Source organism: Roseovarius pacificus (assembly GCF_900142665.1).
Taxonomy (GTDB): Bacteria; Pseudomonadota; Alphaproteobacteria; order Rhodobacterales; family Rhodobacteraceae; genus Roseovarius; species Roseovarius pacificus.
On record NZ_FRBR01000001.1, the window covers coordinates 812,783 to 837,380 of the forward strand.

General features: G+C 62.2%; 23 protein-coding genes. 17 read left to right on the plus strand and 6 right to left on the minus strand.

Annotation, left to right across the window (positions count from 1 at the left end):
* The first annotated feature begins 39 nt into the window (after positions 1-39).
* The 5 genes from BUB53_RS03910 (at position 40) to BUB53_RS03930 (ending at position 5,997) form a co-directional block, all read left to right on the plus strand.
* Positions 40-1,077 (plus strand): TRAP transporter substrate-binding protein, encoded by a 1,038-nt coding sequence (locus BUB53_RS03910; protein WP_073032933.1) that lies wholly within the window; start codon positions 40-42, stop codon positions 1,075-1,077.
* A gap of 80 nt (positions 1,078-1,157) precedes the next feature.
* Positions 1,158-2,519 (plus strand): glutamine synthetase family protein, encoded by a 1,362-nt coding sequence (locus BUB53_RS03915; RefSeq protein ID WP_073032935.1) that lies wholly within the window; start codon positions 1,158-1,160, stop codon positions 2,517-2,519.
* Positions 2,520-2,539: 20 nt separating this feature from the next.
* Positions 2,540-3,919 (plus strand): aldehyde dehydrogenase family protein, encoded by a 1,380-nt coding sequence (locus tag BUB53_RS03920; RefSeq protein WP_073032937.1) that lies wholly within the window; start codon positions 2,540-2,542, stop codon positions 3,917-3,919.
* Positions 3,916-5,061 carry an iron-containing alcohol dehydrogenase gene (locus tag BUB53_RS03925; RefSeq protein WP_073032938.1) on the plus strand — a complete coding sequence of 382 codons (1,146 nt, stop codon included), beginning with the start codon at positions 3,916-3,918 and terminating at the stop codon, positions 5,059-5,061. The genes BUB53_RS03920 and BUB53_RS03925 overlap by 4 nt, the downstream gene beginning before the upstream one ends.
* A gap of 183 nt (positions 5,062-5,244) precedes the next feature.
* Positions 5,245-5,997, plus strand: a complete 753-nt coding sequence (locus BUB53_RS03930; protein ID WP_373285761.1) for an SDR family NAD(P)-dependent oxidoreductase — start codon at positions 5,245-5,247, stop codon at positions 5,995-5,997.
* 40 nt (positions 5,998-6,037) lie between these two features.
* Here the strand turns inward: BUB53_RS03930 and BUB53_RS03935 are convergent, their stop codons facing one another.
* The 4 genes from BUB53_RS03935 to BUB53_RS03950 are packed head-to-tail and all read right to left on the minus strand — an operon-like array spanning position 6,038 to position 10,462.
* Positions 6,038-6,868, minus strand: a complete 831-nt coding sequence (locus BUB53_RS03935; protein ID WP_073032941.1) for a PPC domain-containing DNA-binding protein — start codon at positions 6,866-6,868, stop codon at positions 6,038-6,040.
* The gene (locus BUB53_RS03940) at positions 6,865-8,475 is read right to left on the minus strand and encodes an acyl-CoA synthetase (protein ID WP_073032943.1); all 1,611 of its coding nucleotides are present in this window, start codon (positions 8,473-8,475) and stop codon (positions 6,865-6,867) included. Before BUB53_RS03940 ends, BUB53_RS03935 begins: the two co-directional genes overlap by 4 nt.
* The gene (locus BUB53_RS03945) at positions 8,472-9,644 is read right to left on the minus strand and encodes an acetyl-CoA acetyltransferase (RefSeq protein ID WP_143163121.1); all 1,173 of its coding nucleotides are present in this window, start codon (positions 9,642-9,644) and stop codon (positions 8,472-8,474) included. Before BUB53_RS03945 ends, BUB53_RS03940 begins: the two co-directional genes overlap by 4 nt.
* A gap of 11 nt (positions 9,645-9,655) precedes the next feature.
* Positions 9,656-10,462: an IclR family transcriptional regulator gene (locus tag BUB53_RS03950; protein ID WP_073032948.1), complete on the minus strand. Its 807-nt coding sequence runs from the start codon at positions 10,460-10,462 to the stop codon at positions 9,656-9,658.
* 183 nt (positions 10,463-10,645) lie between these two features.
* Here BUB53_RS03950 and BUB53_RS23355 point away from each other — a divergent pair, with 183 nt between their 5' ends.
* The 12 genes from BUB53_RS23355 (at position 10,646) to mnmH (ending at position 21,616) form a co-directional block, all read left to right on the plus strand.
* A complete protein-coding gene (locus tag BUB53_RS23355) occupies positions 10,646-10,780 on the plus strand; it encodes a hypothetical protein (RefSeq protein WP_268238400.1) in 135 nt (44 codons plus the stop codon).
* Between the two features lie 110 nt (positions 10,781-10,890).
* Complete coding sequence (locus BUB53_RS03955; RefSeq protein WP_073032950.1) at positions 10,891-11,541, plus strand: isochorismatase family protein; 651 nt, start codon at positions 10,891-10,893, stop codon at positions 11,539-11,541.
* Between the two features lie 99 nt (positions 11,542-11,640).
* Positions 11,641-12,876 (plus strand): metal-dependent hydrolase family protein, encoded by a 1,236-nt coding sequence (locus BUB53_RS03960; RefSeq protein ID WP_073032951.1) that lies wholly within the window; start codon positions 11,641-11,643, stop codon positions 12,874-12,876.
* Between the two features lie 18 nt (positions 12,877-12,894).
* Entirely contained in the window at positions 12,895-13,617 is a 723-nt protein-coding gene (locus BUB53_RS03965; RefSeq protein WP_073032953.1) for a haloacid dehalogenase type II, read from the plus strand.
* A 69-nt stretch (positions 13,618-13,686) separates the two neighbouring features.
* Entirely contained in the window at positions 13,687-14,808 is a 1,122-nt protein-coding gene (locus tag BUB53_RS03970; protein ID WP_073032955.1) for a C4-dicarboxylate TRAP transporter substrate-binding protein, read from the plus strand.
* A 72-nt stretch (positions 14,809-14,880) separates the two neighbouring features.
* Positions 14,881-15,375 (plus strand): TRAP transporter small permease subunit, encoded by a 495-nt coding sequence (locus BUB53_RS03975; protein WP_073032956.1) that lies wholly within the window; start codon positions 14,881-14,883, stop codon positions 15,373-15,375.
* Between the two features lie 20 nt (positions 15,376-15,395).
* On the plus strand, positions 15,396-16,703 hold the full coding sequence (locus tag BUB53_RS03980) for a TRAP transporter large permease (protein ID WP_073032957.1): 1,308 nt from the start codon (positions 15,396-15,398) through the stop codon (positions 16,701-16,703).
* A 92-nt stretch (positions 16,704-16,795) separates the two neighbouring features.
* Positions 16,796-17,485, plus strand: a complete 690-nt coding sequence (locus BUB53_RS03985) for a TetR/AcrR family transcriptional regulator (protein WP_229709443.1) — start codon at positions 16,796-16,798, stop codon at positions 17,483-17,485.
* A gap of 149 nt (positions 17,486-17,634) precedes the next feature.
* Entirely contained in the window at positions 17,635-18,615 is a 981-nt protein-coding gene (locus BUB53_RS03990; RefSeq protein ID WP_073032960.1) for a TRAP transporter substrate-binding protein, read from the plus strand.
* 65 nt (positions 18,616-18,680) lie between these two features.
* On the plus strand, positions 18,681-19,208 hold the full coding sequence (locus BUB53_RS03995) for a TRAP transporter small permease (RefSeq protein ID WP_073032962.1): 528 nt from the start codon (positions 18,681-18,683) through the stop codon (positions 19,206-19,208).
* Positions 19,201-20,484, plus strand: a complete 1,284-nt coding sequence (locus BUB53_RS04000) for a TRAP transporter large permease (RefSeq protein WP_073032965.1) — start codon at positions 19,201-19,203, stop codon at positions 20,482-20,484. The genes BUB53_RS03995 and BUB53_RS04000 overlap by 8 nt, the downstream gene beginning before the upstream one ends.
* Positions 20,485-20,554: 70 nt before the next feature.
* Entirely contained in the window at positions 20,555-21,616 is a 1,062-nt protein-coding gene (mnmH, locus tag BUB53_RS04005) for a tRNA 2-selenouridine(34) synthase MnmH (protein WP_073032966.1), read from the plus strand.
* On the opposite strand, the gene selD is transcribed toward mnmH, so the two are convergent.
* Both selD and idi read right to left on the minus strand, forming a co-directional pair.
* The gene (gene selD / locus BUB53_RS04010; RefSeq protein ID WP_073032968.1) at positions 21,613-23,808 is read right to left on the minus strand and encodes a selenide, water dikinase SelD; all 2,196 of its coding nucleotides are present in this window, start codon (positions 23,806-23,808) and stop codon (positions 21,613-21,615) included. The genes mnmH and selD overlap by 4 nt on opposite strands.
* A gap of 74 nt (positions 23,809-23,882) precedes the next feature.
* Positions 23,883-24,413: an isopentenyl-diphosphate Delta-isomerase gene (idi, locus tag BUB53_RS04015; RefSeq protein ID WP_073032970.1), complete on the minus strand. Its 531-nt coding sequence runs from the start codon at positions 24,411-24,413 to the stop codon at positions 23,883-23,885.
* Between the last annotated feature and the right edge of the window lie 185 nt (positions 24,414-24,598).

The following is a 24,598-nucleotide window of genomic DNA, read 5'->3' on the forward strand; positions in this document are numbered from 1 at the left end:
CTGCCGAAGGGGCCGCATTTCAAACAAGGAGAGAAGACAATGACCACGACAAGACGCAAGTTCCTGAAAACCGCCGGGGCCAGCGCCGTCGCCGCCCCGCTGGCCGCCCCGGCCATCGCGCAATCCACCATCACATGGCGGATGCAGACCTATGCAGGTGCCGCGCTGGCCGAACATGTCGTGAAACCGGCCATCGACACGTTCAACAAGATCGCCGGAGATCGCATGCAGATCGAACTGTACTTCGCCGATCAGCTGGTTCCCACGGGCGAATTGTTCCGCGCGCTTCAACGTGGCACCATCGACGCCGTGCAATCGGACGACGATTCAATGGCGTCACCCACCGAAGTGACGGTTTTCGGCGGCTATTTCCCCTTCGGCTCGCGCTATTCCCTGGATGTGCCGGTACTGTTCAACCAGTACGGCCTCAAGGAAATCTGGGACGAAGAATACGCCAAGGTCGGGGTCAAGCACATCTCGGCCGGGTCATGGGACCCCTGCCACTTTGCCACCAAGGACCCGATCAACAGCCTCGAAGACCTCAAGGGCAAACGTGTCTTCACCTTCCCCACCGCGGGTCGCTTCCTGTCGCAATTCGGCGTCGTGCCGGTCACGCTGCCATGGGAAGACATCGAGGTTGCCGTGCAGACCGGCGAACTGGACGGCATCGCATGGTCGGGCATCACCGAAGACTACACGGTGGGTTGGGCCGACGTGACCAACTACTTCCTGACGAACAACATCTCGGGCGCATGGGTCGGCCACTTCTTTGCCAATATGGGCCGTTGGGACGAATTGCCCGAGGACCTCAAACTGCTGCTGGCAACATGCATGGAGCAATCGCACTATTACCGCCAGTGGTGGTACTGGGGCGGTGAGGCCAGCCTGCGCGTGAACGGCGAAAAGATGCAGCTGACCACGATCCCCGATGCCGAATGGGCCACCGTCGAAAGCGCCGCGCGCGAATTCTGGGACGAAATCGCAGCAGAGTCGGAAACCAAACGCAAGGTCGTGGAGATCTTCAAGCAGTACAACACCGACATGGAGAAGGCGGGCCGGCCTTACCGCTACACCTGAGCAGGCCAAACCCCGCCAATGAAAGCCGGAGGGGGCCAGAAACCGGCCCCCTTCCCCAAGCCTGAACGGAGCAAATCAAAATGACAGCCCTGACCCTGGACGCGCTGAAAACCAAGGCCGCAAGCGGCGAAATCGACACCGTGCTCGCCTGCGCCGTGGACATGCAGGGCCGCCTGACAGGCAAGCGGTTTCACGTCTCGAACTTTCTTGAGACCGGGTTCGAGGAAACCCATTGCTGCAATTACCTTCTGGCCACCGATCTGGAAATGGCCACCCCGGATGGCTATGCCTCGACAAGCTGGGCGTCGGGCTATGGCGATTACGTCATGAAACCCGACCTGTCCACGCTTTGCCCGGTGCCGTGGCTTGAAGGCACCGCAATGGTGCTGTGCGATTATCTGGATCACCACGATCATGCACCGGTGCCGCATTCCCCGCGCCAGATCCTCAAAGCGCAGATGGACCGCGCCGCCGCCATGGGCTTTACCCCGATGATGGCGACCGAACTGGAATTTTTCCTGTTCGCCAAGACCTATGATGAAATCCGCGCCAGCGATTACCGCGATCTGGAAACGCTGGTGAAATACAATCAGGATTACTCGATCCAGTTCACCAGTCGTGAAGAGCATGTGATGCGCCCGGTGCGCAATGCGCTTTACGCCATGGGCATACCGGTTGAAAACACCAAGGGCGAAGCCGAAATCGGCCAGGAAGAACTGAACATCCGCTATGGCGATGCCCTGGCCGCCTGCGACCAGCACACGCTGGCCAAGCACGCGATCAAGGAAATCGCCGCACAGCAGGGCCACGCCGCCACCTTCCTGCCGAAATGGCGCTCGGACAAGGTGGGCAGCGCCGCGCATATCCACCAGTCGCTGTTCAATGACGACGGCAACGTGTTCCACGATGCCGACGGGGCCTATTCCATGTCGCAGACCATGCGCCATTACGTGGCGGGCCTGCTGAAATACGCGCCCGACTGCATGTTGCTGATGGCGCCCTATATCAACAGCTACAAACGCTTCGTGCCGGGCACTTTCGCGCCCACGAAAACCGCATGGTCCATCGACAACCGCACCGCCGGGTTCCGCCTTGTGGGTGAAAATACCAAGGGCGTGCGGATCGAGTGCCGCATTCCCGGCTCAGACATGAATCCCTATCTGGCCTGCGCCGGGCAACTGGCCGCCGGTCTGGCCGGGATCGAGGAAAAGCTCGACCTGCCCGATCCGGTGCAGGGCGACCTGTACAGCATGACGGACATACCCGACGTGCCGCACACGCTGGCCCGCGCCACGCAAACCTTCCGCAACTCGGACATGCTGCGCAAGGCATTGGGCGATGACGTGGTCGATCACTACACCCGCGCCGCCGAAGTCGAGCAAGAGGATTTCGACCGCGCCGTTACGGATTACGAATTGCAGCGCGGTTTCGAACGCGCCTGACCTGAACCCCAGAGGATACCATGACAACGCTGACTTGCACATCCCCGATCGACGGATCGGTTTTCGCCACACGCGAGACGCTGAGCGCGCAAGACGCCCGCGACGCCATCGCCGAAACCCGCGCCGCACAGGCCGAATGGGCCGCCCGCCCCTTGCAGGAGCGCATTGATCTGGTCATGGCCGGGGTCAAGGCCGTGGGCGAAATGAATGATGAAATCGTGCCGGAACTGGCGCGCATGATGGGCCGCCCCGTGCGCTATGGCGGCGAATTCGGCGGTTTCGAGGAACGTGCCTCGAAAATGGCCGAATTGGCAGAGGAAGGCCTTGCAGATATCGAAATCGCCAACGACGGCGATTTTCATCGCTATATCAAGCGCATCCCGCATGGTGTTGTCTTTGTGGTTGCCCCCTGGAACTACCCCTACATGACGGCGATCAACACCGTGGCCCCGGCTCTGATCGCGGGCAATACCGTGGTGCTGAAACACGCCACGCAAACCCTATTGGTGGGCGAGCGCATGGCGCAGGCCTTTCACAAGGCCGGTATCCCCGAGGCGGTCTTCCGCAACGTGTTCCTCGATCACGGCACCACCTCGACGCTGATTTCCGAAGGGCTGTTCGATTTCGTGAACTTCACCGGCTCGGTTGGCGGCGGCAAGGCGATGGAGCAGGCTGCGGCCGGTACGTTCACCGGGCTTGGCCTGGAACTGGGCGGCAAGGACCCCGGCTATGCCATGGATGACGCGGATCTCGATGCAGCCGTTGCCGGGCTGATCGACGGGGCGATGTTCAACTCGGGGCAATGCTGCTGCGGAATCGAACGGATTTACGTACATGAAAGCCTGTTCGACAGCTTTGTCGAGAAGGCCGTCGAGATCGTCAGGGGCTACAAGCTGGGCGATCCGCTGGACCCGGAAACCACCATCGGCCCGATGGCCAATACCCGCTTTGCCACCGAAGTTCGCGCACAGATCGCCGAAGCGGTGGAAAGCGGCGCGACCGCCCATATCGCCCCCTTTGCTGAGGATGATGGCGGCACCTACCTGACGCCGCAAATCCTGACCGGGGTCACCCATGACATGCGCGTGATGCGCGACGAGAGTTTCGGCCCGGTCGTGGGCATCATGCCGGTGCGCGACGACGCCGAAGCGATCGAGTTGATGAACGACAGCCCCTTCGGCCTGACCGCCTCGCTCTGGACACGGGACGAGGCGCGCGCCGCCCGCGTGGGCGACGCCATCGAAACCGGCACGATCTTCATGAACCGTGCCGATTACCTTGACCCGGCATTGTGCTGGACCGGCTGCAAGAACACGGGCCGGGGCGGTGCGCTTTCGGTCATTGGCTATCACAACCTGACACGTCCCAAATCCTACCACCTCAAGAAGGCCACGACATGACACTCACTGCCAACTGGTCCTATCCCGCCGCCATCCGTTTCGGCGCAGGCCGCATCGCGGAACTCGCCGACGCCTGCACGCAATCGGGCATCTCGAAACCCCTGCTGGTCACCGACAAGGGGCTGGCCAGCCTGCCGATTACCGAGCAAGCACTGGACATCCTGCGCAAGGCGGGGCTCGATGCCGCAATGTTTTCCGAGGTCGATCCCAACCCCAACGAAAAGAACCTCTCCGCCGGGATTGCCGCCTATAACGATGGCGGCCATGATGGCGTGATCGCCTTTGGCGGCGGCTCGGGGCTCGATCTGGGCAAATGCGTGGCCTTCATGGCCGGGCAGACACGCCCGGTCTGGGATTTCGAGGATATCGGCGATTGGTGGACCCGCGCCGATGCCGATGCCATCGCCCCGATCATCGCCGTGCCCACCACCGCCGGTACGGGCTCGGAAGTAGGACGCGCTGGCGTTCTGACCAATTCCGAGACGCATGAGAAGAAAATCATCTTCCATCCCAAAATGCTGCCCGCAGCGGTGATCTGCGACCCCGAACTGACGGTCGGCATGCCAAAACCCATCACCGCCGGCACCGGGCTCGATGCCTTTGCCCATTGCGTCGAGGCGTTTTCCAGCCCGCATTATCACCCGATGTCCCAGGGCATCGCGCTTGAAGGCATGCGGCTGGTCATCGAAAACCTGCCGCGCGCCTATGAGGACGGTACCGATATCGAGGCCCGCGCCCACATGATGAGCGCCGCCGCGATGGGCGCCACCGCATTCCAGAAAGGTCTGGGGGCGATCCACGCCATGAGCCACCCGATTGGCGCACATTTCAACACCCACCACGGCACCACCAACGCGGTGTGCATGCCTGCCGTTCTGGACCTCAACGCACCGAAAATCGCCGAACGCTTTGAGCGCGCGGCGGGCTATCTGGGCATTGACGGCGGCTTCAAAGGCTTCCGCGCTTTTGTGGACCGGTTCAACGACCAACTGGGCGTTCCCAAGGGGCTTGCCGCGCTTGGCGTGACCGAGGATACGATCCCCGATCTGGTCAGGGGCGCGATCAAGGACCCGTCCTGTGGCGGCAACCCCGTCGAACTGACCGAAGAGAACCTGACGGCCCTGTTCAAGGCCGCGATGTAAGCCGGTCCGGCCCCTTTTCACGACCTCGACTCATGGCGGCATTCGTGCCGCCATGTTCTTTCCCGGCCGACCGCCTATTCATCTTTCCTATGACTGTCCGGCACCTGCCCTGGGCGGCTTACTTCCACCTTGCAAACCCGGTTGCTCATAGTAGCGTAGCCTGGGAAACAAGAGGGAATGATCATGCAAAAATGCGCCATCGTAACCGGCGCCGCGCGCGGCATCGGGCTGGCCACGGCCAAACAGTTTCTGGAACAGGGCTATGTTGTCTCAGCCGTCGACCGCGACGAGGCAGAACTTGAAAAAGCGCTCGGCGAACTGGGCGAAGGCGCGATTGGCCTGCCTTACGACATTTCCTTCCCGGAAAAGGCCGAGGCAATGGTGACCGATACGCTGGCCTCCTTTGGCCGGATTGACGCGCTGGTCAACAACGCGGGCGTGGCCGATTTCGGCCCGGTCGAAGACACCGATTTCGCCCGCTGGCGCAGGGTCATGGAAACCAATCTGGATGGGGTGTTCCTGTGTTCGCAGGCCGCCACACCGGCGCTCAGGGAAACCAAGGGCGCGATCCTGAACATCGCCTCCATTTCCGGGCTGCGGGCCTCGACCCTGCGGGTCGCTTATGGCACCTCCAAGGCCGCCGTGATCCACCTGACGCAACAGCAAGCTGCGGAACTGGGCGAGTACGGCATTCGCGCGAATTGCGTGTGCCCCGGCCCGGTACGCACCAAGCTGGCGATGGCCGTGCACACACAGGACATCATCGACGCCTATCACGACGCGATCCCGCTGAACCGCTACGGAACCGAGGAAGAACTGGCCAATGTCATCACCTTCCTGTGCTCGGACAAGGCCAGCTATGTCACCGGCCAGATCGTGGCGGTCGACGGCGGCTTCCAAAGCACAGGGGTCGGCCTGCCCGCCCTGCGCAAGTGACGTGAAAGCCGCGGCGGCACAAGCATATCGGTGATCGGGGTCAGCCGGCCTCGATCACCATCAATTCAAAGGTCACGCAAACCGGCGCGCCACCGGGAACGATGTCACCTGAAAACTGATCGTCGTCAGGATCGACGCAATACATCGGCAAGCGCAACCCATCCTCGGCCCATTGCGCACCGGGCGTAATCATGACCTCGGAAATGGGCGACTCCATCGGTATCCCTGCTTCGAACCGGGCACCGATCAGGCTCCCGACCCCCAGCACCTCGGCGCGCGCGAAACCTGCGTCCCGGACGATCTGCGATACGGTCTGGTGAATATCGTGATGCGGATTCACCTTGGCGATCAGGGCATTGCCGTCGGACGCCCCGTCAACGGGATGGAAGATGGGAAACAATGTTTCCTCGTTCAACGAAACATCGAACGCCCCCCCATTAAAGGCATACAGCATGACCCCGGCATCATTCGGCACGGTCACATCGTCAGGCAGAAGATGACCGCATTTCACGCTGTCGCCTTCTTCCCAAACCGCATGGCAATGCAGCCACCAGGCCCCGTCCCGCCTGCCCACGATGGCCGATCCGTGGCGGATACGGGCGTGCGATCCATGATGGGTGGCGCTGTACCATGCCGCATGAACCCCATCATCGGACGGCCCCGGCATGACGTAATCGTAAGGGCCGATGTCCATCCCGTCGACAACGATCACCCCGCTGTCGCTGCCGGTCTTCTCCATCACGTCCGCAACCGCATCCATCAACGACTGCCCGCCTTGCAAGGTAACGGGCAGCTTGCGCCCCTGCCCCCGCGCGACCGCATACGGCTTGGGCGCAGGCGGGCCGGGATGGCGGATGACATCACGGGTCATGCCCCCTCTCCGGGCCAGATCCCCTGCGCTTCCAGTTCTTCGCGGACGAGTTTCTTGGTAATCTTGCCATAGCCCGTCTTGGGCATCTCATCCAGGAACACATAGTGATGCGGCAGTTTGTATTTCGCCAGCTTCTGCTCAAGCATCTGCGCCAGGTCTTCGGGCGAGACAGACTGCCCCGGCTCGCAGGTGCACACGGCAACCCCCACTTCGCCCCACCTGGGATGGGGTGCGCCAAGAATAGCCACCTCGGACAGGGCAGGATGGGTCAGCATGATTTCCTCGATCTCGCGCGGATAGACGTTCGAGCCGCCTGAGATATACATGTCCGATGACCGCCCCGTGATATACAGATACCGTTCAGCATCCATATGGCCCAGATCGCCGGTGCGGAACCAGCCATCGCGGAACGCCTTTTCATTGGCGCCGTCATCCATGTAATAGCCCGCGCAAACCGCCGGCCCGGCCACGCAGATTTCGCCGGTTTCACCGGGGCTCAGTTCACACCCGTCATCGTCCTGAATGCTGACATGCAACCCCGTGCGTTCGATCCCGCACGACCCGAGGCGCGTGTCCGGCCCATCCTCGACATGATGATCCTCGCGCGGCAGATAAGTGATGCACCCCGTCACCTCGCCGAGGCCGAAATACTGCACCAACACCTGCCCCAGTTTGCGCAGCGCGTGTTTCTGGTCCTCCCGATACATCGGGGCCCCCGCATAGATCACGAAGCGCAGGCTGGAATGATCGTACTCATCGACAGCCGGGTGTTCCGTCAGCATCTTCACGATGGTCGGCACCGTGAACATATTGGTGATCCTGTATCGCTCGACCAACGCCCAGGCTCTGGCCGGATCGAACTTGCCGGACGGCATGAGCACCGAACACACGCCGCCCGCGATCATCATCAGCTGGTGCATTCCGGCCCCGTGCGACAAGGGCGCCACCACAAGGCTCATGTCCTCGGGCGTGGTTCCCGGCGTCAGATCGTGCAAGTGATTGAGCGCGGTAAAGGTCAACTGGCCATGGGTCAGCACCACGGCCTTGGGCCGCCCGGTGGAACCCGAGGTAAAGAACAGCCAGCAAGGCGCGTCGCGATCCACCGCCGCATCGGGAACATGAACGCCAGCGTGACGCGCGATCAGATCGTCATATGCCGTGCCGAACCCCTGACCGATGCAAACCACATGCTCCAGCCTCGGCGCGGCGTCGAGGCAGGCGGTGGCGTGATCGGGGAAGCCCTCTTCACAGAACATCAGGGATACGTCGGATTTCTGCGCCAGATAGGCCACCTCATCGGGTCTCTGGCGATAATTCGACGGCACCCAGACCGCCCCGATCCGCCAGCAGGCCAGCATGATTTCGGTGATCTGGTTGTTGTTGGGGCTTTGCACCATCACCCGGTCGCCGGGCTGCAATCCGTAATCGTCCCGCATCGCCGCCGACAGCGCGCTGACACGCCGGTCCAGATCGCCCCAACTCAGGGTCGTGTCATCCCAGATGATCGCGGGCCGGTCCCTGAGTCGCGCGGCGTTCTTCGTCAGGAAATGCGCAAGGTTATGGCTGCGCACGGACCAGGGCAGTTTCGGATCACGGTTCCGGGTCATTTCACGCGCTCCAGAATCGACACGTAAGAGGCCACAGCCGCCCCACCCATGTTGAACACACCCGCCAGTTGCACATCGTCAAGCTGCATATCGCCAGCCTCGCCCATCAATTGCATCGACGCCATGACGTGTTGGGACACGCCCGTCGCCCCGATGGGATGCCCACGCGATTTGAGCCCGCCCGACGGATTTACCGGCAACCTGCCGTCCCGCGCAGTGGTGCCCTCACGGATCACGCGCCCGCCCTGGCCACGCTCGGCCAGACCCATGGCTTCGTATTCCAGCAATTCGGCGATGGTGAAACAGTCGTGGGTTTCGACCATGTCCAGATCGTCCAGCGTGAGACCGGCCTGTTCCAGCGACTTGCCCCATGCCGCTCGGGGGCCTGCGAATTCGGTGGGATCGCGACGCGACAAGGCCAGCACATCATTCACATGGTTATGCGCGCGAAACGCGATGGCGCGGCGCATCTCGGCGGCCACATCGGGATGCGCCACGATCAGCGCCGCCGCCCCGTCCGACACCAGCGAACAATCGGTCCGGCGCAACGGCCCGGCCACCAGCGGGTTCTTGTCGCTGACGGTATTGCAGAACTCTGCCGTAAAAGGCTTTTGCATATGCGCATAGGGGTTGCGCATTCCGTTTTCGTGGTTCTTGGCCGCAATCATCGCCAGTTCCTGCGAATGATCGCCATGCTGCTGGAAATAGCGGTTGGCGATCTGCCCGAAGACCCCGGCAAATCCGCCGTCGATATCGCCCTCCTCGGTGCGGTATGACGCGGTCAGCAGGATATCCCCAACTTCCGGCCCCGGCGTGGCGGTCATCTTTTCGCCGCCCACGACCAACGCAATCCTGCCCCGCCCGGCAGCGATGAAATCCAGCGCTGCATAGAGCGCCGCCGACCCGGTAGCACAGGCGTTTTCCAGATGCACCGCCGGAACATGCGCAAGCTCGGGCACCGCCATACCCACAAGCGCGCCCTCGAAGGCCTGTTTGGAAAACCCGTTATTATAGGCCCCCACGAAAATGCCATCCACATCTGCTGCGCCAATTCCTGCATGATCCAGCGCCTCGGGCACGACCACGCCCATCAGTTCGGTCAGGTCTTCCTCGGGCGCCTTGCCGAATTTCGTATGCGCCCAACCCACGATTTGCGGCTGATTGTCCATCTTCGATCCTCTCATAATCCAGGGCTTCGGCCCGGTTGAATTCCCTTACATAGCGCATGCTCCACCTGCGCCACTTCGCGCCGCAAGAGCGCGGCCAGTTTTTCCTGCCGCTCGGGCTGCATCCGCGTGTCGATCGCGGCAATCGACAACGCGCCCAGAACCTCTCCGGCGGGGCCATGCACGGCCATGCCGATGGCCCATGAATTGGGCAGGTACAGCCCCGGATTCAGTGCCCAGCCTCGCTCCTGCGCCCTGGCGACCGCGCCCGAGACGACCTCGGGTGTGTAGCCGGGATATCCTTCGGCCAGTTCCGGCATGATCCTGTTCAGCACTTCGCTGCGTTCACCATCGGGAAGTGCCGCAAGAATGGCCATCCCACCCGCTCCGACACCCAAAGGATGCCTGTCCCCGGTCCTGAGCGCCTGGCTGCGGATCGGATAGGTGCCCTCTTCGCGGTGAACGCAAATACCGTAGGAACCGCGCCGCAACGACAGATAGGCATTGTCCTCGCTCTCGGCGGCCAAGCGCAACAAGCTGTCGGTCGCAGCGCCCAGCAGATCCACCCGCCGCGCGGCCATCAACCCGAGCAGATAGGCCTCGGCGCCCAAAAAATAGGCACGGGTATCGGCATCCTGTTCGATCATACCGGAGCGCATCAGGGCAAGCATCAGCCGCCGCACGGTTGGCCGGCTGAGCCCCGTCGCCTCGGTCAATGCAACGATAGGCACCGGCGCACCCGCGCCCTGTCCGACCAGGACCAGCAAAGCCAGAGCCCGATCGACACTTTGCGCACCACCGCTGTCCTTTGTTACCGGCATATAGTCCACATTATGGATGCTTTGAGGTATTAATGACCACATGCTGCAATATATAGAAACAATGAACAAGAAGAAATATACCTGTTAATAACGACAAACAGCACGTCTCACCCGAAACCCGACCTTATATCCATATTGTGTAATACAAATTCCGTAATGCCTTCACAGCGATAACGAAAACGGATGACCGCCCCTATCGGCGCTGCCGACAGCCGCCAAGGCTCGCCCGGTTTCGCGCAGGATACCAGCACGCCACTCACGATCCGCCCCTCGACCAAATCCGATCATCCTGACCTCACGCGTCCGGAGTGCATCTGACCCGATGGACAGATGCGATTACTTGCCATGGGCAATACAAACAGTCTTGACTGTTTTTTTGATAGGGATACTCTTTTCGAAAACAATTTCAGCCACAGGGAGTTCGAAACATGGCACATGCGGACGATTACAAGAATCGAAGCTACGGCGAGATACCCGTGGGAACGGGCTTCAAGCCGGGGATCGTCGTGGTCGATTTTCAGATCGGCTTTACCGACGCGCAATATCCGCTTGGCGGCGCGCCCCTCGTGATGCGGGCGCTCGAAAACACCGCAAAACTGCTCAAGGTGGCGCGCGCCTGCGGCGTGCCGGTGGCCAATTGCAACACCGCCTACATGAACGAGCGGGAAATGCCCTATTGGAAAATCACCGCCGTGCGCGAAACCTTCCGCCGCGACCATCCCAGCGTGGCCTTCGACGAGCGCATCTACGATCCCGACTACGATCTCACGGTCTGCAAAAAGGGCCCGTCGATCTTTTTCGGGACCGACGTCAGCGACTATTTCACCAAGGAACGCGTCGATACCGTCATCGTGACGGGCTGCAACACGAGCGGCTGTATCCGTGCCTCCTCGATCGATTCATTCAGTCACCGTTACAGGACGCTGGTCCCCGAGGATTGCGTCGGCGACATCGAGGAACAGCCGCACCGCGACAACCTGCGCGACCTCGGTCGCCGCTACGTGGATGTCGTCGACCTCCAGACAACGCTCGACTACATCCAAAGCTGGCACCAGTCGCAAACCCGCAAAGCCAGCTGACGGTCGACCTGCCGGGCGCAATCGGGCCGGTGCCCTCCTGAACCGCCAGCAAAGACCACTCTCATATTCGACACATCCGCCGAAAAGGAACGATGAAACATGGCCGACCTCCTCGTCAAAAACGCCCGGATCGTTGACGGCACGCAACCCGAGCCAACCGATCCGGTCGATATCGTCATCGAAAACGGGCTGATCGCGGATGTCGGCCCCAAGCTGTCGGCCAAGGCAAACGGCGAACTCGACCTCAAGGGGCTGACCGTCATTCCCGGTCTTGTCGATTGCCATGTGCACGTGATGGCAAGCACGGCCAATCTGGGCCTGAACGCATCGCTTCCGTCTTCCCTGATCGCCGCCAAAAGCGCCCGGTTGATGAACGATATGCTGATGCGCGGCTTTACCACCGTTCGGGATCTTGGCGGTGCGGACCGTGGATTGCAGCAGGCAGTGGACGAGGGCTATTTCGTTGGGCCGAGGCTCGTCATCTGCGGCAAGGCCTTGTCCCAGACGGGCGGCCATACCGATTATCGCGGCCCCTACAACAACCACGATGTCGGCTGGTACAATGACCGCCTCGGAGCAATGGGCCGGATTTGCGACGGGGTCCCCGAAGTCCAGCGCGCCGCGCGTGAAGAAATCAAGAACGGCGCGCAATTCATCAAGGCGATGGCGGATGGCGGGGTGTCTTCGCCCTCGGACCCGATCGGATATCTGGTTTTCTCGGTCGACGAACTCAAGGCAATGGTCGAAATCGCGAAGGGTTTCGGCACCTATGCAACGGGACATCTCTATTGCGACGAAGCAATCGTCCGGGCGCTCGACTGCGGGTTCGAGTGTATCGAACACGGCAACCTGATTTCGGATGCCACCATCGAACGTGTCGCGCGTGACGGAATTTTCGTGGTTCCGACCAACATCACCTATGACCTCCTGGCGCGCTGCGGCGCCGATTTTGGCCTGCCGCCCGAATCCGTGGCCAAGGTTTCGGACGTGCGCGAGGCCGGGCTCGAACGGCTGGGCAAGATGCACAAGGCGGGGGTTATCATGGGCTATGGCTCGGACCTCCTGGGGGGGATGCAAACCGAACAATCGGGCGAATTCCCGCTGCGGGGCCGTTACATGCCTGCCGATGCGGTGATCCGCTCCGCCACGGTGGACGCCGCAAAGGTGCTGCGCATGGAAGGGCAGATCGGCACCATCGCGCCCGGTGCGTTTGCCGACCTGATCGCCGTGGACGGCAACCCGCTGGAAAACCTCGATCTGCTGACCGGCCAGGGCGCGCATATGCCGCTGATCATGAAAGGTGGCGAAGCGATCAAAAAAGCAGCGTCTCTCTGACATTTTGCGAAAGGAGCGATGACCATGCTCACGGATTACACGGCCCTCAGCTTCGACGTTTACGGAACCCTGATCGACTGGGAAAGCGGCATTCGGGAAAACCTGCGTCCCCTCACCGACCGGCTCGACCAAGAGATGAGCGCAGACGACGTGCTGGAACTGCATGCCAAATGCGAAAGCAGCCAGCAGGCCCAGACCCCCGCACGGCGGTACTCGGACCTCCTCGCCACGGTCTACCGGCGGTTTGCCGAGGTCTGCGGCCTTGCCGTGGATTGGGACGAATGCAAACGATACGGGGAAAGCGTCGGAAACTGGCCCGCCTTTCCCGACAGCGCCGATGCGCTGGCCTATCTCAAACAGCACTACAAGATGATCGTGCTGTCCAATGTCGATAACCAGAGTTTCGCCGGATCGGCAGAAAAGCTCAAAATCCAATGGGATGCGATCTGCACCGCCGAGGATGTCGGCGCCTACAAACCCGCGCAGGCGAATTTCGATTACCTCCTTCTGCGCCTCGATGAATTGGGCATCAGGAAGAGCGACCTGCTCCATACCGCCGAAAGCATGTTTCACGATCACGTCCCGGCGCGCACAAACGGATTGACCAACGCCTGGATATACCGGCGTCATTCCAAACAAGGGTTCGGGGCAACCATGGACCCCGGCCAACTGGCCGAAACGACATTCCGGTTCAACAGTCTCGCAGAGATGGCCGAAGCCCACCAGAAGGCTAGGACCTGAGCACCCGGAAAGAGGCAGACAAAACAGGCCTGCACCTTGAAAACCCAAAAAAACAACAGGGAGAAAGAAATGAAAAACCTAATCAGGATCACGGCCCTTGCAGGGCTGATGGCCGCACCGGCAGCGGCGGAAACCACATTCATCGCCAACAGCTTTTACGATGGGGCCGTGCCGATGTCCGGCGAAGGCTACCTGAAATGGGCCGAACTGGTCAAAGACCTGTCCGGCGGCGATCTCGCGCCCGAGGTCTATACCGGCACCGTCCTTCTGGCCCCCCGCGCGGCCCTTCAGGGGGTGCGGGACAACGTCGTTCAGGTGGCGCATCACGCCGCGATCTATACACCTTCCGAACTGCCGGTCGCAAATGCCGTGCAGGAACTCGGGTTCAACTATTCCGATCCGGTTCCGACGATCTTCGCCGTGGCCGACTTTTCGATGAACAATGCCACGCAACTGGCCGAATGGAAGGACAAGGGCGTCGTATATCTCGGGGCCTACACGACACCGCCCTATGTGCTGATGTGTTCCAGTCCTGTGCGCAACCTGACTGAAATCAAGGGCAAGCGTATCCGCACCGCCGGGTCCGCGGTTTCGGTCTGGGTGGAAGAGGTCGGCGGCATCCCCGTCAACGTACCGTCCAGCGAAATGTATACCGGGCTTGAGCGCGGCACGCTCGACTGTGCGACCAACGCCGCCAGCGACCTTGTCGACCGCTCGCTGATGGAAGTCGCCGAACACACGACGCTGGTTTCGACCGGAATGTATTGGTCGGGCCCGCAATGGGGCTACAATTCATCGTTCTGGGCTGGCCTGTCTCCCGAACAGCGCAGTGTCCTGATGGAAGCCTCCGCCCGGTCGATGGCCCGTATGGTCATCGCCTACAAGGAGAAGGTCGCGAATGGGCTTGAAACATCGCAGGCGGCTGGCGGCAACGTCTACGAGCCCGAGGACGACCTTGCGGCATCGCTGGTCAGCTTCCGTGAAAAATCGCTAAGCTCGGTTTACGATACGGCAAGGGATCAGTTCGGTCTCGACAACGCCGAAGACGTCATCGACGATTTCCGCAGCGCCATGACCAAGTGGGAAGACCTGCTTGACGGTGTCGATACCACGGATGAGGATGCCCTGACCGCGCTGGCGATGCAGGAGATTTTCTCGAAAATCGATCCGGCAACCTACGGCGTCGACTAAGCCCCTTTCGGGCGGGCGCGTCCCTTCCGGCGCGCCCGTCAAAAGCACATTCCTGACACAAGGATTGCGGCCATGTCGTTTCTCATCCAGACAATCCGCTGGCTGAATATCGGGGGGCTGACGTTGTCCGCCATCGCGATGCTGGTGATGATGCTGCACATCACCCTCGATGTCGGTATCCGCTATTTCTTCAATGGCCAGATCGTCGGCACTCTGGAAGTCGTCTCTTTCTACTACATGGTCGTGCTCGTGTTTCTGGCACTGGGCTATGTCGAAAACCGCAACGAAAACATCCGGGTCGATCTGTTTGCACAGATGATGCCGCGGAGCGCGCAACTTGCGCTCTATATCTTCGCCTGCCTTGCAGGGCTCGTGTTTTTCGGAATGCTGTTCTGGCAATCGCTCCATGACGCAATCGGCTCGACTCAGCGCAAGGAAGACGCGATGAGCAATTTCACCTTTTTCATCTGGCCCGCACGCTGGGCTTTACCGCTCGGTTTCGCCGGTGTGTTCCTGGCCACGGCCTCGAACCTGCTCAAGTCCATCGCCCGTCGGCAAGCCCTGTAACACATCCCGGAGACTGAAGAATGAGCAATCTGGACATCGGTATCTGGGGCACGGTTCTGGCGCTTGTGATGATCGCCCTGCGGGTTCCGGTGGGATTGGCGCTTGGGCTCGTTTCGATTGGCGGCATCGCCATGATGTTCAACATGAATGTCGCCTGGGGCATGATCTCGGCCACCCCGTTTGATTACGTGGGCCAATGGGAACTGTCGGCAGCGCCCATGTTCCTGCTGATGGGCTTTATCTGCTCCTCCACCGACATGACGCGCGGGCTGTTCATGTCGCTGCGGCTCTACCTTGCACGTCTTCCGGGAGGCCTTGCGATCACGTCGGTCGGGGCCTGCGCCTTCTTTGCCGCCGCCTCCGGCTCGTCAGTGGCGACCGCCTCGGCCATGTCGCGCATGGCCGTTCCCGAGATGCTGGACAATGGCTATGACCGGGGCCTTGCAACCGGTACGATCGCCGCCTCCGGCACGCTCGGCTCACTGATCCCGCCTTCGGTGCTGCTCATCCTCTTCGGCGTTTATGCACAGGTATCGGTGGGGCAATTGTTCATGGCCGGGTTCATCCCCGGCATCCTGTCGGCGCTGATCTACATCGCCATGATCGTGATCCGGGTGAAACTGAAACCCGAACTCGCCGGAACCGTGACCGTCGATCCCACCCCCGAGGAGCGTGCGGCGGCGCTGCGCGATGTCTGGCCGCTCCCGACACTCATCCTCGTCGTATTGGGCGGCATTTTCACCGGCATCTTCTCTCCGACCGAGGCAGGCGCCTTGGGCGCATTCGCCGCCGTGATCATCGCCCTCATGCGCCGCAAGCTGACCCGCAAGGCCATGGTCGAGGCGATGCGCCAGGCCGTGGTGTCCACGGCGTCGATCTTCATCATCCTGATCGGCTCGCTTTTCTTCACACGATTCCTGGCCTTGTCCGGCTTCCCCCGTGCATTCGCCGACGCCATCCTGTCGGTCAGCGACCAGGTCTGGTGGATTCTGTTCGCCGTCGCGGTCATCTACCTCGTTCTCGGAATGCTGATCGACAGTATCGGGCTGCTGCTGTTAACGCTTCCGATCCTCATTCCTCTGGTCAACGCGGCGGATATCAATCCGGTCTGGTTCGGGATCATCGTGATCAAGCTGCTCGAGATCGGGCTCATCACCCCGCCCATCGGGCTGAATGTCTACATGATCAACGGAGCCCTGAACAACAGGGTCACCTTGCCGGAAATATTCCGGGGCATCACCTGGTTCCTGGCCATGGATCTGCTGACGCTCATCATCCTGATCGCGTTCCCGATCCTGTCGCTGTGGTTGCCCTCCATCGCGTATTGAGTGGCCGGTCACCCTCATGATCCGATGCCGTGCCATCACGGGCGGAGAACATCGGAAACCTTGGCAACATGCCATGTATCGCGTAACCGGTGGTGGCCAGGCCCAGGCCACCAAAGACACAAGGCGTACAGGAAATGGTAAAACGTGAGAAACAGGCACGCAGCATCGCCACCCGGGAGAAACTGATCGAGACCACGCTCGATGTCATTTACGATGTCGGGTACAACAGGGCGTCCACACCGGAATTCTCCGAACGCGCCGGCGTATCGCGTGGCGCATTGCTGCATCATTTTCCGACACGCGCGGATATCATCGTTGCGGCGATGGAAAAGCTGCTGAGCGACGGCACCCGCGATATCCGCAACATCGCAGGCAAAGTCACGCAAAAACAACTGGGCACCGACGAGTTCGTCGATTTTCTCTGGAGCATGTTCTCGGGCCGGTTTTATTACCTCTCCATCGAATTCATCAACGAGGCCCGCACAGACGAGGAGCTGCGGCTGAAAATGATGCCGGTGGTTAAGAAGTTTCATGAGGCCCTCAATGAAATCTGGGCCGAATTTCAGACCCGTGAACACCCGTCCTCCTCTCATGAGGCGCAGGTTATTCTGAACCTGACCGTATGCCTGGTGCGCGGCATGGGCATTCAGACCGTCCTGAAAAACGATCCCGAATATTTCGCGACTTTGCTTGATGCATGGAAAACCATTTTACGGCAGTTGGTTAAAAAACCCTCCGAGGTCGGGAAAACGCCTCTGTTTGCAACACAAGAAACATCATAGCGGGCGGCAAAAGCCGATAAATCCTGAAATATTGAGATTTCTTATGCCCCCTATATCGTTTTAATATACCCCACCCCTCGTATCGCTCCAATCTTGTCGCTCTTCATCCTTACCGCTAACAAGACGAGAGATACTTGGGAGGATCTGCTATGACATCAATATTCCGTAAACTCACCACCGCCGGCGCAATCGCGATGCTGGCCGGAAGCGCGGCCGCACAAACCGAAATCAAGATCGGCTATGCCCTGGCACCCGACAGCCACTACGGCGTCGCCGCCGAGAAATTCGAAGAAGTCGTTCTGGCCGAAACCGGCGATGATTTCACGTTCCGCCACTTCCCCTCCTCGGGTCTGGGCGGCGAGCGCGAGGTGATCGAAGGCCTCCAGATCGGCACCGTCGAAGCCACTATCGTATCCTCGGGGACACTGGCCAACTTCGTGCCGGAAACCGGCGTGTTCGACATCCCCTTCCTGTTCCGCGATCTCGGCCATGCGCGCCGGGTGCTGGACGGCCCCATCGGGCAGGACATCCTGGCCAAGTTCGACGATGTCGGGCTGCACGCGCTGGCTTGGGGCGAGCAGGGCTTTCGCCACATCACCAACAACCGCAACCAGATTCAGGGCCCCGCCGACGTTCAGGGCCTGAAACTGCGCACCATGGAAAACCCAGTGCACCTTGCGGCCTTCGAGGCCATGGGCGCCGCCCCCACCCCGATGGCATGGCCCGAGGTGGTCTCATCGCTGCAACAGGGCGTGATCGACGGGCAGGAAAACCCGCTGTCGGTGATCGTGTCGGTCAAGCTGAACGAGGTTCAGGAATACCTGACGCTGTCGGGCCACGTCTATTCGCCCGCGATGCTGCTGGTATCCAAACCCTTCTGGGAAGGTCTGAACGACGATCAGAAAGCCTCTCTTGAAAAGGCCGCGACCGAAGCCGTGACCGCCATGCGTGCCTATGTTGACAATGTCGAAACCTCGGGCGTCGAAACACTCAAGGAACGCGGCATGAAAGTGGGCGAGTTGTCGGCCGAGCAAAAAGCCGAGTTCCAGGCCGCGATCCAGACGGCCTATGAAGGGTACTACGAGACCTACGGCAAGGAACTTGTCGACGCGATCGTCGCAACCGAGTAAGACAATCCAAAATCCGGATGTGGCCGGTGCCCAGCGGTGCCGGCCCATTTCTATAAAGGTCTCTGGTGCGGAAACTGGAACGCATAATCGTCGCGCTGAATGCCTGGGCGCTGATCGTCATGCTGTCGGCCATGGCTCTGGTCGTGGGCGCGAATGTCGCGCTCCGCTACCTGACAGCACATTCCCTGCCCTGGGCGGACGAGGCCGCGCGCTACCTGATGATCTGGATGACCTTCGGCGGGGCCGGTCTGGCGCTGCGCGTGGGCGGCCATGTGGCCATAACCAACCTGCACGATGTCTTTCCCACGCCGGGCCAGCGCCTGCTGCGCGGGGCGATCGTCCTGGCGCTGCTGGGCTTTTTCGTCTTCATGGTCTGGGTCGGCTGGACCTATGCGCAGCGCATGCAATATCAGGTCACACCGGCCATGCGCCTGCCATTTTTCTATGTCTACCTGGCGATGCCCGTGGGGTTCGGCTTGCTGATCCTGCACCTGCTCATGATCGCGAAACCCTTCATCATGGCGGGGGATTACAAGGGCCTGAAAGGCGACGCGGCACAGGGCGAAACCCTGCCCGGGGGTGCCAATGGCTGAAATCCTGTTTCCCGCGCTGTTCATCCTTCTGGCCCTTGGCCTGCCGGTGGCCTTCGCCATGGCCATTTCGGTCTTTCTCGCACTTAGCTTCGGCTCCAGCTATCCGCACCTCGTCGTCGTGAAGGAAATGTTCGCGGGGCTGGACAGCTTCCCGCTGCTGGCGGTGCCGTTCTTTATCCTTGCCTCGGAAATCATGACCGGCGGCGCAGTCACGCAGGCACTCTTGCGGCTGGCGCAATCGCTGGTCGGGCACCTTCGCGGCGGGCTCGGCCATGCCAATATCGTCAGTTCGGCCATGTTCGCGGGGATCTCCGGCAGTGCTCTGGCCGATGCCGCAGGCCCCGGCGCGATGATGATCCGCATGATGGAAAAGGGCGGCTATGACCGGGGCTATGCCGGGGCGCTGACCATCGCCAGCGCCGTGGTCGGGCCGATCATCCCGCCCTCGATCACCATGATCATCTACGCCATGCAGGATCAGAGCGTATCGGTCGGCTCGCTGTTCATGGCCGGTATCCTGCCGGGCCTCCTGATCACCGCGCTCGTGCTGACCGCCAACGCCCGGATGAGCCACCTGCGCGGCTATGCCAGCGGCACCGCCCGCCCGCCGCTGCCCGAGATCGCGCGCATCGCGCTTTACGCCGTCCCGGCGCTGTTCCTGATCGTGCTGATCGTGGGCGGTATCCGCTTCGGCGTCTTCACCCCGACCGAGGCATCGGTCATCGCGGTGTTCTACGCGCTGTTCGTGGGCATGTTCGTCTATCGCTCACTGCGGCTGCGCGACCTGCCCAGGATCGTACTCCAGGCGGCGCTGACCTCGGCGGCCGTGCTGCTGATCCTCGGCGCGGCGCGGGCCTTTGCCTGGGTGCTGATCATCGAAGGCATCCCGCAATTCCTGGCCGAAACCATCATTTCCTGGGATCTGTCGCCCATCGTCTTCCTGCTGGCCGTCAACCTGCTGTTGCTGGCCTTCGGGCTGTTCATGGACCCGCTGCCGGGGGTGATGATCCTCGTACCGATCCTCGCCCCGATCAGCCATTCACTGGGGATCGACCCGAACCATTTCGCCATCGTCGTCATCGTCAACCTCACCATGGGGCTGACGACGCCGCCGGTGGGCAGCCTGATATTCGTCGTCTCCTCGACGGTCGGCCTGCGCCCATCCACCCTGATCAAGGAAATGCCGCCGTTTTTCCTGGCGCAGCTGATGGCGCTTTTGCTGATCACCTTCCTGCCGTTCCTGTCCACATGGCTGCCCACGGCCAGCGGCTTCTGACGCACACCATTTGCCCCCCCCGCACCTTTGACGCTGGCACTCGCTGCCCGGATCGCCTAGATGCAATGACATGAAATTGACCCTGTCCGATCTGGGCGATCTGGCCAATCTGCCCGCCGACACCGTGATCGACGCCCGCTCCCCGTCGGAATACGCCGAGGACCACCTTCCCGGCGCGATCAACCTGCCCTCGCTCAGCGATGCCGAGCGGGCCGAGGTCGGCACGATCTACGTTCAGCAAGACCGTTTCCTGGCGCGCAAGATCGGCGCGGCCCATGTCGCGCGCAACGTGGCGGCCCATCTGGAAGGGCCATTGGCCGACAAACCCGGCGGCTGGCGGCCTCTGGTCTATTGCTGGCGCGGCGGGCAGCGCTCGGGCGCCTTCGCCACGATCCTGTCGCAGATCGGCTGGCGGGTGCGACTGCTGGACGGCGGATACCGATCCTACCGCCGGCTGGTGGCGCGGCTCTTGCACGATACGCCGCTCGCGCTGCGCCCGGTGCTGCTCGATGGCAATACCGGCACCGCCAAGACCCGCCTTCTGGGGCTTCTGGCAGACCGCGGCTGGCAGGTGATCGACCTCGAAGCACTGGCCAATCACCGCGGCTCAGCCCTCGGGGCACAGGACGGCGGACAGCCCTCGCAAAAACTGTTCGAAGGGCGGCTGGCACAGGTCATCGCCCGGCTCGACCCGGCCCGCCCCGTGGTGATCGAGGCTGAATCCAGCAAGGTGGGCGAACGCATCCTGCCCCCGTCCCTGTGGAAAGCCATGTGCGCCGCCCCCGTGGTCGAGGTCACCGCCCCCCTGCCCGAACGCGCCCGTTATCTGGCCCACGCCTATGCCGACATTGCTGGCGATACCGCCCAGCTGTCGCAACAGCTCGACCTTTTGCGCCCGCTGCGCGGCCACAAACAGGTGGATGAGTGGCACGCGATGGCCGAACAGGGCGCGTTAACCTCCCTGGCCGCCAGCCTTGTCGAAGTGCACTATGACCCCGGTTATGAGCGCGCGCGCAAACGTACCGCCCTCACCCCGCCGGACCGTGTGACACTGGAGCGGCTGGACGACGACGGCCTGCAAAGCGCCCTGCCCCGGCTCGAGGCCGCGCTGATCCGCGCCGCCACGCCCTAAACCAGCGTCAGCCCCGGCGGCTCATCGGTCACGCGGCCAATCCGCACCGCCGCGATGCCCTCGTCCCGCAATGCCGACAGGGCCGCATCCGCATCTTCCGGGGCCATGGCCGCCAAAAGCCCCCCGGCGGTTTGCGGATCGAACAGCGCCTCGTATTCCGGCGCTCCCCGATCTCCGCCCATCCCCATCAACGCCTCGGCATAGGCCGCATTCGCCGCATGCAAGGACGACCTCCGCCCGTCCGCCAACAACGCCCCGGCCCCGTCCAGCAACGGCACATCCGCCAGCACCAGTTCCGCCCCGCAGCCACTGGCCTTGCAGATCGCCAGCACATGACCCGCCAATCCGAAGCCGGTGACATCGGTCATCGCATGCGCACGGCCCAAGGCGCGGGCTTCCGCCGCAAGACTGCGATCCATGACACGCAGCGCCCCCATCACCACCTCACCATCGGCCCGCCCCGCCATCTCGGCGGCCAGTATGACACCGGTGCCGATGGGTTTCGTCAGGATCAGAACATCGCCGGGCCGCGCGCCCGCCACGCCAATCGGTGCCCCCTCGCACAGGCCCGTCACGGTAAACCCCAGCGTCATCTCTGCCCCTTGCGTGGTGTGCCCGCCGATAATCTCGGCACCCGCCCCGGCCATGACCTGCCCCGCCGCCTCCATGATCTCGGCCAGGGTGCGGCGTTGCAGGCGCTCGGACATGCGCGGCAGCACGATATTGACCAGCGCCGCCTGCGGCTCTGCCCCCATCGCCCACACATCGCCCAAGGCATGGTTCGCCGCGATCCGGGCCATACGCCACGGATCGAGGATGAAACCACGCAGATGATCCGTACTCAGCACCTGCCGCTGCCCGCCCAGGTCGAGAACCCCGGCATCGTCCCCCGGCAGGCCGATCACGTCGGGGCGCTCCACATGCGGCAGGCTCTCCAGCAGATCGCTCAGCGCGCCCGGCCCCACTTTGGCCCCACAGCCGCCACAGATCACCGGATGGTCGGAAACTTCGGCGCGCACGCCCTCGGCAACCTTCTGCGGCAAATCGGGCACGGGCATCTCGGGCAAACTGCGGAACTTCTCCATGAACCGCCGGTCGATCCAGTCCTTCCAGCGCCACATGCCCGGCAAGCGCAGGCCTATCCCGCCCTTGTCAGCCACGGCCTGCTTGCCGCCCAGCGACACCAGTTTCAGGAAATCGCGCTGCGGACGGTATGACCGCATGGCGCCGCCCGTCAGCCCCGCGCACAGGTTGTCATACAACACCGGCGCGGCGCGCACCGCATAAACCCCCGCCTTGGGCCGGGGCGCATGGGTCAGATGCGCGCAATCCCCGGCGGCGAAAATGTTTGAATCATCCACCACACGCAATGTTTCATCGACCTTGATGAACCCGTCCTGCAACGGCAGATCGGTCCGGGCCAGCCATCCCCATGGCCGCGCGCCCGCCGCGCCCACGACCAACCCGGCCTCGATCAGACCACCATCCGCCAGCACGGCACCCTGCGCCGTCACCTCGCTCGGGCTCATGTCCTCGCGCAACTCGACCCCGGCCTTTACCATTGCTCGGCACAGCGCCCTGCGCGTCCCGCTTCCGGTTCCCTGCAACCCTTTGGCGGCATCCAGCACCACGACCTGCGGCGCCCTGTCCGTGACCTGCGCCAGCCGGTGATGCATCGCCAGCGCCAGTTCCACACCGGCCACCCCAGCCCCGATCACCGCTATCTGCGGCGCGGTACGCCCCTGCGCCACGTCCTCCACGAACCCGGCCCAACGGGCGGCGAACGGCCCCAGCGGTTTGGCCGCGATGCCGTGGTCCGAAAATCCCGGCAGGTCCGCCATGTCCGAGGTGATGCCGATATCAATCGACAACAGGTCATAGGCGATCTCGCCCCGCCCCTCGACCGTGACGCGCTGCGCCACCCGGTCCAGCCCCACGGCGCGGCCCTGCACCAGCCGTGCCCCGGCAAACCGCGCCAGACGCACAAGGTCGATATCCAGCGCCTCGCGCGGGTAATGCCCGGCCACATACCCCGGCAACATGCCGGTATAGGGCGCGCGCGGGTTCGGGTCGATCAGCGTCAGCCGCGCACCGGGCAACGGCGCCATGCCCCAACGCCGCAACACCAGCGCATGAGCATGTCCGCCACCGATGAACACCACATCGCGGGTCAGGGGAATCCGGCTATCCATGCTTTGTCTTATCCGGTCCGCCGACATGGAACCAGAGACCGACACCTGAAAGTGACAGGCGTCCCCTCATACCGTCAGGCGAATATCTGCCCGGCATGCCGATCCAGATAAATCCGCAGCCACGGGGTAAAGCACTCCGGGGCCGCGGCAATTCGCTGGCGCAGTTCCTCCAGCGTGATCCACCCGGTCTCCATCACCTCGTCCGGGTTCGGCTGGCACACAATGCGCTCCTCCACCCGTGCCGTGAAAATATCGACCAGTTCATGCTCGACCAGCCCGCCCCCGACATCGGCGCGATACTCCACCTGATCGCGATAGGTCAGGCGCAGGCCTTCGATGCCCAGTTCCTGCCGCAGGCGGCGATGCGCGCAGGCTTCCGGCGTTTCGTCCCAATGCGGATGGGTGCAACAGGTGTTCGCCCACAGGCCCGGCGTGTGATACTTGCCCAACGCCCGGCGCTGGATCAGCAACGCATCCCCGCACAACACAAAAACCGACACCGCCTTGTGCCGCAAGCCGCGCCGATGGGTGTCCAGCTTGCCCACCGGGGTCAGCACGCCCGCCTCCCAGGCCGGGATCATATCGGTATCGTTGGGCCGTTGCATGGTTGGGGTCCCGATCCTGCCGTGTCATATCCTGCCGATTGCGGGGGCTTTTAATACGCCCTGCCCGCCAAGGCCAGCACCGCAAATACGCTGCGCTTTCCGGCCAAACCCCCAGTCGGGAATCGCAAAAAAGATAGACTATGATGCCCTCCTGGCGTACTTCAATATCAAGGCATATCCGACCG

Coding starts and splice junctions, on each gene's coding strand:
- selD (WP_073032968.1), bottom strand. CDS start 23,808: ATGGATAGCCGGATTCCCCTGACCCGCGATGTGGTGTTCATCGGTGGC.
- BUB53_RS03990 (WP_073032960.1), top strand. CDS start 17,635: ATGACATCAATATTCCGTAAACTCACCACCGCCGGCGCAATCGCGATG.
- BUB53_RS03945 (WP_143163121.1), bottom strand. CDS start 9,644: ATGGACAATCAGCCGCAAATCGTGGGTTGGGCGCATACGAAATTCGGC.
- mnmH (WP_073032966.1), top strand. CDS start 20,555: ATGAAATTGACCCTGTCCGATCTGGGCGATCTGGCCAATCTGCCCGCC.
- BUB53_RS03975 (WP_073032956.1), top strand. CDS start 14,881: ATGTCGTTTCTCATCCAGACAATCCGCTGGCTGAATATCGGGGGGCTG.
- BUB53_RS03965 (WP_073032953.1), top strand. CDS start 12,895: ATGACCATGCTCACGGATTACACGGCCCTCAGCTTCGACGTTTACGGA.
- BUB53_RS03970 (WP_073032955.1), top strand. CDS start 13,687: ATGAAAAACCTAATCAGGATCACGGCCCTTGCAGGGCTGATGGCCGCA.
- BUB53_RS04000 (WP_073032965.1), top strand. CDS start 19,201: ATGGCTGAAATCCTGTTTCCCGCGCTGTTCATCCTTCTGGCCCTTGGC.
- BUB53_RS23355 (WP_268238400.1), top strand. CDS start 10,646: ATGACCGCCCCTATCGGCGCTGCCGACAGCCGCCAAGGCTCGCCCGGT.
- BUB53_RS03910 (WP_073032933.1), top strand. CDS start 40: ATGACCACGACAAGACGCAAGTTCCTGAAAACCGCCGGGGCCAGCGCC.
- BUB53_RS03915 (WP_073032935.1), top strand. CDS start 1,158: ATGACAGCCCTGACCCTGGACGCGCTGAAAACCAAGGCCGCAAGCGGC.
- BUB53_RS03940 (WP_073032943.1), bottom strand. CDS start 8,475: ATGACCCGGAACCGTGATCCGAAACTGCCCTGGTCCGTGCGCAGCCAT.
- BUB53_RS03930 (WP_373285761.1), top strand. CDS start 5,245: ATGCAAAAATGCGCCATCGTAACCGGCGCCGCGCGCGGCATCGGGCTG.
- BUB53_RS03980 (WP_073032957.1), top strand. CDS start 15,396: ATGAGCAATCTGGACATCGGTATCTGGGGCACGGTTCTGGCGCTTGTG.
- idi (WP_073032970.1), bottom strand. CDS start 24,413: ATGCAACGGCCCAACGATACCGATATGATCCCGGCCTGGGAGGCGGGC.
- BUB53_RS03955 (WP_073032950.1), top strand. CDS start 10,891: ATGGCACATGCGGACGATTACAAGAATCGAAGCTACGGCGAGATACCC.
- BUB53_RS03950 (WP_073032948.1), bottom strand. CDS start 10,462: ATGCCGGTAACAAAGGACAGCGGTGGTGCGCAAAGTGTCGATCGGGCT.
- BUB53_RS03935 (WP_073032941.1), bottom strand. CDS start 6,868: ATGACCCGTGATGTCATCCGCCATCCCGGCCCGCCTGCGCCCAAGCCG.
- BUB53_RS03920 (WP_073032937.1), top strand. CDS start 2,540: ATGACAACGCTGACTTGCACATCCCCGATCGACGGATCGGTTTTCGCC.
- BUB53_RS03960 (WP_073032951.1), top strand. CDS start 11,641: ATGGCCGACCTCCTCGTCAAAAACGCCCGGATCGTTGACGGCACGCAA.
- BUB53_RS03925 (WP_073032938.1), top strand. CDS start 3,916: ATGACACTCACTGCCAACTGGTCCTATCCCGCCGCCATCCGTTTCGGC.